This is a genomic window from Bacteroidia bacterium (assembly GCA_025056095.1).
Lineage (GTDB): Bacteria > Bacteroidota > Bacteroidia > JANWVE01 > JANWVE01 > JANWVE01.
Window position 1 is genome coordinate 15,990 of the sequence record JANWVW010000018.1, and the last position, 12,645, is coordinate 28,634.

At 38.1% G+C, this 12,645-nt stretch carries 9 protein-coding genes; 5 read left to right on the forward strand and 4 right to left on the reverse strand.

Annotated features, from left to right (window positions below; translation table 11 throughout):
* Positions 1-17: 17 nt before the first annotated feature.
* Entirely contained in the window at positions 18-1,169 is a 1,152-nt protein-coding gene (locus NZ519_02770) for an SEL1-like repeat protein (protein ID MCS7027665.1), read from the reverse strand.
* A 22-nt stretch (positions 1,170-1,191) separates the two neighbouring features.
* Positions 1,192-2,457 (reverse strand): 4-hydroxybutyrate CoA-transferase, encoded by a 1,266-nt coding sequence (locus tag NZ519_02775; GenBank protein ID MCS7027666.1) that lies wholly within the window; start codon positions 2,455-2,457, stop codon positions 1,192-1,194.
* A 101-nt stretch (positions 2,458-2,558) separates the two neighbouring features.
* Here NZ519_02775 and NZ519_02780 point away from each other — a divergent pair, with 101 nt between their 5' ends.
* Both NZ519_02780 and NZ519_02785 read left to right on the forward strand, forming a co-directional pair.
* Positions 2,559-2,681: a hypothetical protein gene (locus tag NZ519_02780; GenBank protein ID MCS7027667.1), complete on the forward strand. Its 123-nt coding sequence runs from the start codon at positions 2,559-2,561 to the stop codon at positions 2,679-2,681.
* A gap of 42 nt (positions 2,682-2,723) precedes the next feature.
* Complete coding sequence (locus tag NZ519_02785) at positions 2,724-2,921, forward strand: hypothetical protein (GenBank protein ID MCS7027668.1); 198 nt, start codon at positions 2,724-2,726, stop codon at positions 2,919-2,921.
* Between the two features lie 73 nt (positions 2,922-2,994).
* On the opposite strand, the gene NZ519_02790 is transcribed toward NZ519_02785, so the two are convergent.
* Together NZ519_02790 and nuoH are read right to left on the reverse strand one after the other, a co-directional pair.
* Complete coding sequence (locus NZ519_02790) at positions 2,995-5,610, reverse strand: T9SS type A sorting domain-containing protein (protein MCS7027669.1); 2,616 nt, start codon at positions 5,608-5,610, stop codon at positions 2,995-2,997.
* A gap of 122 nt (positions 5,611-5,732) precedes the next feature.
* On the reverse strand, positions 5,733-6,752 hold the full coding sequence (gene nuoH / locus NZ519_02795; protein ID MCS7027670.1) for an NADH-quinone oxidoreductase subunit NuoH: 1,020 nt from the start codon (positions 6,750-6,752) through the stop codon (positions 5,733-5,735).
* 207 nt (positions 6,753-6,959) lie between these two features.
* On the opposite strand from nuoH, the gene gcvT reads away from it, so the two are divergent.
* The 3 genes from gcvT (at position 6,960) to NZ519_02810 (ending at position 12,475) form a co-directional block, all read left to right on the forward strand.
* Positions 6,960-8,063, forward strand: coding sequence for a glycine cleavage system aminomethyltransferase GcvT (gcvT, locus tag NZ519_02800; protein ID MCS7027671.1), 1,104 nt, complete (start codon positions 6,960-6,962; stop codon positions 8,061-8,063).
* Positions 8,064-8,300: 237 nt separating this feature from the next.
* A complete protein-coding gene (locus NZ519_02805) occupies positions 8,301-10,910 on the forward strand; it encodes an SBBP repeat-containing protein (protein MCS7027672.1) in 2,610 nt (869 codons plus the stop codon).
* Positions 10,911-11,014: 104 nt separating this feature from the next.
* On the forward strand, positions 11,015-12,475 hold the full coding sequence (locus NZ519_02810; protein MCS7027673.1) for a hypothetical protein: 1,461 nt from the start codon (positions 11,015-11,017) through the stop codon (positions 12,473-12,475).
* Positions 12,476-12,645: the final 170 nt, after the last annotated feature.

Consider the following 12,645-nt stretch of genomic DNA (forward strand, 5'->3'; position numbering starts at 1 on the left):
ATTTTAGAGAACTAAAATTATTTTTCCAAGTCAAATTCTTGGGCAAGCTGCCGAAGTTTCTCTTGAAGTTCTTCATTGTCAGCCACATTTTTGGCTTTTTGATAAAAAATTTTTGCTTTTTCTATATTTTCTTCAGTTCCTTGTCCAATAGCATACATAAGAGCAAGCATGTATAGTGCATAAGGTTCTTGCTCCGCTGCAGCTTGTTCAAAATAGTTCAATGCCTTTTGATAGTCTTGGTTCTTTCCGTAAATCCCTTCATAATACAACATTCCTACTGTGGTCAGAGCAGGTGGAAAGCCTTGCTGCACAGCCTTCTCATAATACTCCACAGCCTTAGAAATATCTTGTTTGACGCCCTTACCTTCTTCATAGCATACGCCTAAATCATAAATGGCAGGTAAATAGCCGTAGTTTGCTGCTTTTTGGTAGTATTCTATGGCTTTGTCCATGTTTTTTGAAACTACTTGCCCTTGTTCGTAAAACGTTCCAATAGCATACAAAGCGTCAGCAAAATTATTTTTAGCGGCTTTTTTGTACCATTCCAAAGCTAATTTCAAATTTTTTTCTACTCCTAAGCCTTCTTCGTAACATATACCTAGATTGTATTGAGCTAAATCAAAACCTTGTTCTGCGGCTTGCCTGTACCAATATACCGCAGTTGAAGGATTCTTTGATACGCCCTTTCCATACAAATAGCAGTCTGCTAATGCGTTTTGCCCCATAGGATTGCCCAATAGAGCAGATTTTCTGTACCACGTTATTGCTTTTTCTTCATCTTTGGGGACTACGATACCTAACTCGTAATACGTTCCTAAGTTGTACATACCTGCGGCATCGCCTAAGTCTGCTGCTTTTTGATACCAATTGAAAGCCGCTAAACTATCCTTTTTGGTACCTAAACCATTTTGTAGCATGTACGCATAATTGACTGCACCTGTACTACTGCCTTGCTCTGCGGCTTTGCGGTACCAGTAGCATGCTTTTTCAAAATTTTGGGGCATATCCTTGCCTTCCATGTAAATATCCCCTAGAACCACTTGGGCTTCAATATCTCCAAGTTCAGCTTGTTTTTGTACTGTCAGTACATCAATCGTTTGGGCAAAAGATAACGCGCTCAAAAGCATTATTAAAACCAAAGCTTGCATACTTTTACAAAGGTACGGCATTTTAGTAAAATGGGCGATAGAACTATCCCCATAGTTCTCGGGCAGCTTTGGATAAACTTTCTCTGTGTTCAGGATGGGCTATTGCAATCAATGCTTTGGCACGTTGCTCTAAATTTTTACCATACAAATAAGCAACTCCATATTCTGTAACTACATAATGCACGTGCGCGCGGGTAGTTACAACTCCTGCACCTGGCTTTAAGGTTGCTACAATGCGTGATTCACCCTTTGAAGTTACAGAAGGTAAAGCAATGATAGGTTTTCCTCCTTCAGACAAAGATGCCCCGCGAATAAAGTCCATTTGCCCACCTACACCCGAGTACATTTTTGTACCAATAGAATCTGCACAAACTTGACCCGTTAAATCTACCTCAATAGCGCTATTGATAGCCGTTACCTTAGGGTTTCGCCGAATATTTGCAGTATCATTTACATACTGACTATCTAACATCAAAATACTAGGATTATCATGAATAAAGTCTAATAATCGCTGCGAACCTAGCGCAAAACCTGCTACAATTTTATTCCTGTGAGTTACTTTATGTTCACCTGTAATAACTCCTCTTTCTACCAAGTCAATAATACCGTCTGAAAACATTTCTGTATGTACTCCTAAACCTTTGTGATGAATAAGTGATTTCAAAACTGCGTTAGGGATAGCACCTATACCCATTTGTAGAGTAGCGCCATCTTCTACTAAGTTAGCTATGTGCTCACCTATTTTTTGTTCAATTTCATTAGGTTCCGCAGGTTGATGAGTTATTAAAGGTTCATTGACTTCTACCCCAAAATGTATCCTGCTATGATGAATAACTCCATCCCCGAAGGTACGCGGCATTTGCGGATTTACTTGGGCAATTACATATTTAGCGGTTTGAACGGCTGCTAAGGTTACATCTACCGAAGGACCTAGAGAGCAATTTCCATGTTTATCAGGGGGCGAAACTTGTATCAGGGCGACGTCTAAGGGTAAAATATTTCTGCGAAACAGCAGCGGTACTTCACTCAAAAAAATAGGTACATAGTCTGCTCGGTGAGTAGGGATAGCATCTCTTGTATTTTTTGCGATAAAAAAAACGTTTGTATAGAAACTTTGCCCATACTCAGGGCGAGTATAACTGGCATCTCCTTCTGTGTGAATATGGACAATTTCTACATTTCGTAGTCTATCGGCTTGGGCTACCATACCTTTGATGAGTTGCTGTGGTGTAGCCGAAGCGCCTTGAATAAACACTCTATTGCCTGACTGTATTACAGAACAAGCTTCCTCTAAGGAAACTATTTTCATACGGGCAAAAATACAAGTTTGACAAACTATATACTAATTAAGTTTATGTGCATTCTTTTTAGATGAACGCATTTGAATTTTATTTTTTTGGGCGTGCCCTTGTGGGCAAAAGCCCACAAGGTCGGCGTGCTACGGGCTACGCTATCGCTTCGGTGCTACGCTTCGCTCCGCACCGTGCTGACGCACGCCCTTCGCATGCCTCACGCAAGGGATCTCTAAAATAACCATTTCAATGCACTTTATGCAAAGTTTTAGCTTGTAAGTACTTGTACTTCAAGATTAAACAAGGTAAAGACATCATTGCACAGGTAATTTGCGTGAGGGGCATGGAGCATGCCCGTAAGGGCAGTACGAAGCGCAGCGAAGTACCGAAGCGAAAGCGCAGTGCGGAATGCCCCGACCCTTGCGTCAGCAAGGGGCACGCCCAAAACAAAAATAAATCAAAACTTAATTACTTATTTTAGGTATAAAATAATTTGGCGCCACTCTTTATAGAAAAATGGCGCCATCCATACTTGTAAAAGTTGAGATCAGTTTTTACCTCACTACACTCAATCTAAAATGTTGAGTATGTCCGTTAAAAATAGCTGCTATCAAGTAATTTCCATTAGGTAAATCAGATACAGAAACCCGCTTTGCGTACTGACCTGTACTTACGTTATTGTCATAAAGAGTTTTGAGTTTTCTGCCTGTCAAGTCATAGATGCTAAACTCAACATTGCCTGCCGTAGTAAGTTCGTATTGTATTGTTATTGCGTCGTAAGCAGGATTAGGAGCTATGCTTTGTAACGTGAAGCCATTGGTTGTTGAGTAAATAGTAATTTCCACAGTATTGCTGTACGTATCTGAACCATCTTTGTTCACTTTTCGGATGCGATATTTGTAACTTCCTGCCCTCAAATCTGTGTCTAAATACTCATATCTTTCTTTGTCATTTGCGGGTTTCAAGGTAGCTATTTTTTGGTAGTTTAGTCCGTCTGTGCTACGTTCTACTTCAAAGTGTTTGAAAGATAAGTCGTTAGGATAAAGCCATGAAAGTATGACATTTTGATTTTGAGGTTTGCCTTCTAGTGTAAATCCTGTGGGTAAGCAAGGCAAAATAGTGGTGCTGGCTGTGGCAGTGCATCCGCTAGCATCTGTAACAGTAACAGTATAAGTAATCGGGGTAGTAGGTGGACTGGCAAATGGATCCTCACACGTAGAGCAAGATAGCCCTGTGGATGGCGACCAATTATATTTGAAGTACGTTGAAGGTGGAGTAGGGCAATGTCTGAAGCGCATATTAGGTCTGATATTAGATAACAAGAATATTGATGTGTTGGAGCAAACAGTAGAGGAGTTTTGATAGAACTGAACCGAGCAGTTATAGCCCATGTTTGTGCAGAATACAGGGCTGTTCTGTGTTGCACTACTGTTGTTGAAACAAGTTTCTACAATTAGGTTACTAGAACCATCCCAATAGTAAGGTGTGGTAAATATGTGGTCATTCCAGCCCACAGTTGGGACATAGTTTACGGGTCCATATACAGGTGTTAATCCTGTTACGAAACCGCTTAGAGTACTTGATTTAGTGCAGCCTATACTAATCGTGAAGTTATTGTAGGTAACTCCATTAGTACTTTGTACATTAAAAGAAATTCTATCTATGTTGCCAGGAGTAAGACCTGCTGCGGTTAGTTCAGATGCTCTAATGAGGAATTGATGTTTAGCGCCCCATCTTGCATTTCCATAAGGATTGGGATAGCCTGTGGTACCGTTAGTTATAGTTCCTGTGCCAACAGTATAAGTATTTTGAGGTCCAGAGCAAGCCGATGTAGCAGGGTTACAGGCAAATAAAGTAAATGGTGCTCCTCCTGAAACTGTTGCATCAATGCTAACAGGACTACCGCAATAATGGTAAGTTGCAGGTACACTAACGGACAACGGAGGTGCTACAATGATTTGTATTTCTTGTACATATACTACTGCGCCACAGTTATCAGTAGCCGTAACCGTATAGGTAGTAGTGGTAGTAGGTGCAGCTATAATAGAAGTGCCTGATGTGCTACTTAATCCCGTAGCAGGGGACCAAGTCCAGTTCCATGTGGTACCATCATAGCAATTCCCTGTTCCGTTGACTATCTCTAACTCTACTCTATCGCAATCGCCAATGGTTATAGACCCAGAAGTAGTGATATCCTTTCCGTTAGCAATGAAAGTGGGACTTGTTGCATTAAGTGCTGATTCTAGTTGAGCCGCAGAAAGTACATACACGTAAGCTAACTCTGCGCATCCCCCGGGGGGAATATTTCCCAAGTTGAAAGCAATTGAAATAGCTATGTCGGAAGTATTAGTAGAACCAATTGTTCCTGTAAATCCAACGAAATTCCATATATCGCTTGGGTCCCTATTAGAGAAGCCGCCGTATGTTACTCTTGCACGAGTGTCTTTTGTACCTAATCCGATATAAGCACTGTGTGTTAGTCCTACTGCACTTACCAAAGCTCTTGATCCCGAAGACATAGGTTGTTGGTACACTATTGTGTTTGTGGTAGTAAAGTCCCCCGTCCAGGGCTGTTCATTATCAGGGTCTACATTACGCATGTAGTAAACATTAGAGAATGTCGTAGTAGGAGAGTTATTTTGTATTCTAACACAAGTCAGAATGTAGAGAGAATCTGTGAAAATAGTAGTAGTTTGTGTGATTTGCAGTCCCATTACACTTCCTTGCCAAACTGCTTGACGGCTAGTTGGGGTAGTGTTGTAAGCTACAATACCTCCGGGTACATGTCCGCTAGGTCCTGTATCTCCAAGACCAGTGCCGCAAAGTTGGTATGTACCATAGTTGTAGTTTGTAGCGCCTATATTAAACTCGATTCCCCAGCCTTCTTCAGGGGATCCAGGCGTAAAATAATCCCCCATATAGTTGGGAAAAGTACCTGGTCCTGCAACTGTCCATCCATTACGAGGGGGATCGGCAATGAAACCAAAACGACCTGTTACGTTGGGATAGTAGCCTGCGGGAGGTATAGCACTTACTCCATAAGTTCCACAGCTTCCCACAGCCATTTGAACGAAGTTTCTTTCAAGATAGCAGTTTCCTCCTACAATTTGCGCCAGACCTTGTACACTCAGTCCTGTCAGAGCAAGGATGTAAAAATATATTTTTTTCATGTATACTTCGTTTTAGTTTTCTGTTGTTCAAGGATGTAAACGCAAAATAAGTATAATAGTTACAAGAATGCAAGCTTACAATCACCAAGACTAAGCTGTTATCCGTATTGGATTCTAAATAACTAAATAAGTAGTAAGATAGCAGCAATTACCACTAGGTTGAGTATGGACAAAGGTAGAAAAACTTTCCAACCAATATTCATCAATTGATTATACTTAAATCGCGGCAAAGTCCAGCGCACCCAAATAAACACAAAAATTAAGAAAGATACTTTCAATAAGAACATCAAAAGCTCTAAAATAGAGAGCAAGTTGGGATTCAAACTATCAGCGAATAGACCTTGAAAAGGAATACGGTATCCGCCTAAAAATAAAATACTTGTGATGGCTGATGCTGTAAACATATTTACATACTCGCTCAAAAAGAAAGTACCAAACTTCATAGAACTATATTCAGTATGAAAACCTCCTACTAATTCTTGTTCTGCTTCAGCAAGGTCAAAAGGTGCACGATTGCATTCAGCAAAGGCACAGGTAAAAAATATCAAAAATCCTATGGGGTTACGAAATATATTCCATACTGTTGTTTGGGCATCTATAATACTGCTTAGTCTTAAATACTCACTTTGAGTGGAAAAATAGTTTGTTAGTAAAATTACGCTAACAACTGATATTCCCATAGCCAACTCATAAGAAATCATTTGAGCAGAAGATCGTAGTCCGCCTAATAAAGCATATTTGCTGTTACTACTCCACCCCGATAGCGTAATTCCATACACAGCAATAGAAGTAATAGCAAGAGTATATAGTATTCCTATATTTACATCAGCAATGTAGATATTGTGAGCAAAAGGAATAAGGGCTACAGCAGATAGGGCAACCAAAAGCGAAATAACAGGAGCTAAAAAGTGAGCAAAACGATTAGAGATGCTCGGGACAATATCTTCTTTGATGAAAAGCTTTAGCACATCAGCAAAAGGTTGTAATAATCCCCAAGGTCCCACACGGTTAGGTCCTTCTCTTTGTTGAATAAAAGCTGCTATTTTGCGCTCCGCATATACCATGCCTGCTGCGGCTGTAATAAGTCCCCCTACAATAGAGATGATAGTAATTAAAATGCGGCCTAATTCGGTAAAGTCCATATATTATATGCAGTGCCAAAAGTAGAAATAAATGTGAAAAATACACAATTTTGCTCACAAAAACTTTCAAAACTTGCCAAGACTTTAACTGTAAAACATTGATAATCAAATATATAAAAAATTAAATCGGAACATAAGTTAAATAGTAGTTGAATTTCAGCTTAGTCAAAGTTTGTTTTTTTAAGTATAAAAGCCGTATTTTGGGCTATGGCAACACAAAGAACTGCTCTGTATGATGTTCATGTATCTTTGGGGGCAAAAATGGTCGTTTTTGCAGGCTTTGAGATGCCTGTGCGATATACAGGAGAAATAGAAGAACATCTTGCTGTGCGCAATAGCGTAGGTATTTTTGACGTATCGCACATGGGTGAGTTTATTATTCGTGGCAAAGATGCTTTACCTTTTTTGCAGTACGTAACTTCTAACGATGTAAGCAAACTTACTATAAATAAAGCGCAATATTCTTGCTTACCTAATGATAAAGGTGGGATTGTAGATGACATTATTGTGTACAGATTAGCCGAAGCCCAATACATGATGGTAGTTAATGCAGCCAATATTCAAAAAGACTGGGATTGGCTAAATCAACACAAAAATGAGTTTGAGGTAGAATTAGTAGATATTTCTGCTCGTACAAGTTTGTTTGCTATACAAGGTAAAAATGCTCTGCATACCCTTCAAAAGCTAACTTCTACTAACCTTAAAGAAGTTACCTATTATTCTTGCGTACGAACACAGTTTAATGGTATAGACAATGTGATTATTGCCGCCACAGGCTATACAGGCGAACCTGGCTTTGAAGTATTTTTTGATGCCCAACACTCTGCTTCAATGTGGAATGCTATTTTAGAAGCAGGTAAAGAATTTGGTATCAAGCCTATTGGACTTGGAGCAAGAGATACCTTACGCTTAGAAATGGGCTACTGTCTATATGGAAATGATATCAATGATGAAACTTCTCCGTTAGAAGCAGGATTGGGCTGGATTACAAAATTTCAAAAAGGCAAGTTTATAGGTTCAGAAGTTTTTTTAGCTCAAAAGGAAAAAGGTGTACAAAAGCACTTGATAGGTTTTGTGATGCAACAAGATAAAGCCATACCTCGCGCAGGCTACGAAATTACAGATGCATCAGGTAATGTAATAGGCAAAGTTACTTCGGGAACACAATCCCCTGTATTAAAGCAAGGAATTGGATTAGGTTATGTACCCAGCAGTTACAAAGAGGGTGATGTTGTGTACATAAAAATACGAGATAAACTTAGCCCTGCTATTTTGAAAAAACCTCCGTTTGTTCAAGTACAGAAAGCATAGCAGATAGCATGCATGAAACAAAAAATTAGTAAGCGTGCCAATTTTTTGCTTCTAAATTAATCTAACCTACAATACAAGAATATCTACTTTTTACAATAAAAAATGTATGTTTTTAGAACTTGATAAGAATAAAAAATGCTTAAAACAAAGGTTTGAATAATTTTTAAAATTTTTTACATAATTTAATGCATTTTTATTTGTTAAAATCCTATCTTTGCTGGGTAAGTAACTAACTCTATGAAAAGACTACTATTACTTTTTCTACTATGCTTTGAATGGCTTGCGATACAAAAACTTATCGCTAAAAACCAAGCTGCTGATAAATTATTTTTTATAGAAAATAAAGGGCAATGGCATAATGATGTTTTTTACCTTTGCCGATTAAAAGGATTGGATATCTGGATTACAAAGTATGGAGTCAATTATACTTTTTACAAGGTAGAACAAGATAAAACCTTTGGACATTCCTACTTTACCAAAAAGCATAGAGATGAAGTTGATGTAAGCCATATAATAGGTCATAGAGTAATTTTTGAGTTACTAAACTCAAACTCTAATCCTGTAAAACAAGGTCTGCAGCAACAACAAGGATACTATAACTACTTTATCGGCAACGATGAGAAAAAACATGCCACTTACGTAGGATTATACAAGGAGGTACGAATTCAAAACATTTACGAAGGTATTGACATACGGTACTATTTTGATAAAGGCAGTCTACGCTATGATTTTATTGTACATCCGTATGCTGACCCAAGTCAAATTGCTTTCAAGCTGTATGGACAAGATAAAGTCTATCAAAAAGGAGCTAACAAACTAGCCTTTACTACAATATTCGGAGAAGTTGAGATGGCTGAACTAAAAACATATCAACAGTACAAAACTGTTCCTAGCAAGTTTGTAAAACAAAATGAAATATGGCAGATAGATATAGCAAAATATAATCCTTCTGAAACCCTTATAATAGACCCAATAGTTTATTCAACCTACATAGGTGGAACAGATAATGACCACAGCAATGACATGTTTGTAGACCCTTCTGAATGCGTTTATGTTACAGGGAACTCCACATCTATTAACTATGACATTACTCCAGGTGTATTTCAAACCACAAACGCTGGCGGATTTGACGTGTTTGTAACTAAGCTCAATAACACAGGCACATCTCTAATTTTTTCTACTTTTATAGGTGGCACTAATGATGATTTTAGTGATGGGATATTTGTAGATGGCATAGGTTCAATATACATTGCAGGTAGAACTCTCTCTTCAAATTATGACGTAACAAGTGGCGCATATCAAACTACTTTATCAGGTACATCAGATATATTTGTTACTAAACTTAATGCTACGGGTACAGCACTAATTTATTCTACGTTTATTGGCGGTAGTGCAGATGAACGTGCCAACGGAATTTTTGTCAATAGTGCAGGGGAGTTATACTTAACAGGCTGGACAAGCTCTACTAACTACGATATTACACCAGGTGCATATCAAAATACAAATGCAGGTGGGCGAGATGTGGTAGTTACAAAGCTAAATTCAGCAGGAAATACATTAATTTATTCTACTTACATAGGGGGAAGCAATTGGGAAGAAGGCGAGGATATTTCAGTAGATGCTTCAGGTACAGCTTATATCACGGGCTATACCTATTCTACTAATTATGACGTTACAGCCTTATCTTATCAAAATACTCATGGTGGTGGTACAGGAGATGCGTTTGTTTCTCGCTTAAATGCCACAGGTACAACTTTGTTACAGTCTACTTATCTTGGCGGTAGTGGCTGGGACGAAGCTAATGACTTAACTCTTAAAGGTACAGGCGTATATATCACAGGTTTTACTGAATCATCTAATTTTGATATAACACCAGGCGTGTACCAAACCACAAACGGAGGAAACAGAGATGTATTTGTAACTCAAATGAACCTTTTACTTAGCAGCTTAGTCTATTCTACTTACTTAGGCGGAAATAATAACGAAGAAGCTATTAGCATATACGTAGATGCTCATGGGGCTGCTTATGTTACGGGCTGGACAGCTTCGCATAACTACGATGTTACTTGGAATGCCTACCAAAATACAAATGGCGGAAATGATGATGTGTTTATTAGCATGCTTAGCCCTGATGGAGTTCATTTACAATACTCTACTTATTTAGGCGGTAGTAACGATGACACAGGCTTTGATGTGTTTGTAGACGCCGCTTTCAATGCTTATGTTACAGGTCGTACAAATTCTACAAATTACGATATAACTAGCGGCGCCTATCAGACTACCCTAGGAGGATTAAATGATGTGTTTGTTACTAAAATAGGACTTACACCATTACCTATTTCAGGGATTTCTTTACATGCTGCATATATCTCTACCGAACATAGTATTTCACTTACATGGAATAGCACGACTTCTAATATTAACGTTTATCAAATAGAAAAGCTTTCTAACCAACAATGGCAACAGATAGCTGTTATACCCGCAGCTGATACCAACCCTATCTATACATATTTAGATAAAGATTTATCAAGCTCTCAAATAAGTTATCGTGTTCATGCCAAAGATAAAGACGGCAATAGCTACTACTCGAATATACAAACAGTTTTAGTTCCCAACTTTACACAAGAGTTTTATGTCTATCCTAACCCTACATCTGACTACATTTACCTAGAAAACAAGTCTAACTTTACACAAGAGTATGCACTACTCAATAGTGAGGGAAAAACTGTACGTATTCTTACAGTCCTTCAAGGTACAAATTACATTCAATTGAATGACTTACCCCCTGGTACGTATATACTCCGTGAAAATAAAACTGGTAAGAGTCAAAAACTTATCATTGAGTAGTTGGACCTGAACAATCGCTACACGAGCTGCTTTCATAAGATAACGATAACTTTTTACATCTCACATTTTGAAGTATAGTCAAAGACCTTGATTTTTGCGAAAAAATGTACAAAGGTCTTTGGACTGTATGGGCTGCCTTTGCTTTTTCTGTGTGTATTCGACTGCCTTTTTTAGGAAAGAAACTGGAAGGTTTTGGACACCAAGAATGGTTAGCAGGGCATACTTTGATTATTTTGAAAATATGGCAAAAAGAAGGAATTCAAACACATCACTACGGACTACCTTACACATTTTACCGAAAAGCAGATAAATACATCCCATTTATTCCTGGGATAATGGATAAAAAAGGAAATGGATACTATGTTTCTTATCCCCCATTTGCCTTTTATGTACTGTACCTTATTATATCCGTTCTAAAAATTGAGCCCAATGAACTTTTTTTACAAATAGTAACACTTTTGATACAATGTTGGATAGGAATTTTGATATATCAATTGCTATTACGCATGCAATTTTCTGTACAAACAGCAGCCTTTACTGGTGCGGCATACTTTTTTTTACCCATATCTATGCGGTATCATACTCAAGCCTACTTTTGTGATATAGCCGCTCAAATAGGAATTATGTTAGTTTTGATAGCATACCAATTCTACCTAAACAGGTTTTCTTTTTCGTCTGCTGTTTGGGTAGGATTAGCTTTGTTTATACTTACTTTTACAGAGTGGATAGGCTTTTTTTTGTGTACAACAATTGTTTTTTATACTTTGAGAAGTTCGCAATTGAGTAGAAAGACAAAAACACTTCATATTTTATTTTGGATATTTTGCACGGCAAGCGGTGTACTTTTAACTTTTTGGATATATGCCCAAATAGCAGGTACAAAAGCACTTTGGCAGGCGCTTTTACAAAAAGCGTCGCAAAGAGTAGTTGCTGATACAAATCTTTACTTTTCTCGTTGGGAATTAAACACTTACACAACAATACTGCATTCTTATATAGCGCATTTTTATCCCGTTATACCTGCTATAACACTGATGTGGATTACAAAAAGAAGTAAAGAACAGGAAGACAAGCTAAAAAAGGCTTATATAATTTTAGGAATTACTTTTTGGGCAGTTATATTGCACCATTGGATATTTTTGAACTTTACCGCAGAAAATGACTTTTCTATCCTTAAAACAAGTATCGTCATTTTGATAGTATGGGCTATTTTGATAGAAAAACAAAGGCAATTAAGGCTTAGTGTGTGGATTAGCAGCATAATACTAGTAGCAAACGCATTGTATATGACTGCAAAAAGTGTTTCTATTCCAAAAACAAACAAAATACAAGCTTTTGCAAGCAAATTAGTGTCTTTTAGCCCGAGTGATGAGGTTTTAGTTTTGTACAGTAGTACCACTATTTCGCCCCAAGTAATGTATTATGCTGAACGGAACGTGTATATGAACATAAACAAAAGCCAAATAGAGCAGCATTTAAGAAAACTTGGACTTAAAAAAGCCATTATGATACATGCCGATTGGGAATATAATATCCAACAGGTAGAACAGTGTAAGGTAGAATAAAACTTTTTTCAACAACTTTTGTGGTATTGTGTGCAGTAGTTTGATTTATGTTTTTTAGGTAGATTTTTTTCTTTTTGGGCGTGCCCCTTGCTGCGCAAGGGTCGGGGCATTCCGCACTACGCTTCGCTTCGGTGCTTCGCTAACGCTACGCACTGCCTAACGGCATGCTC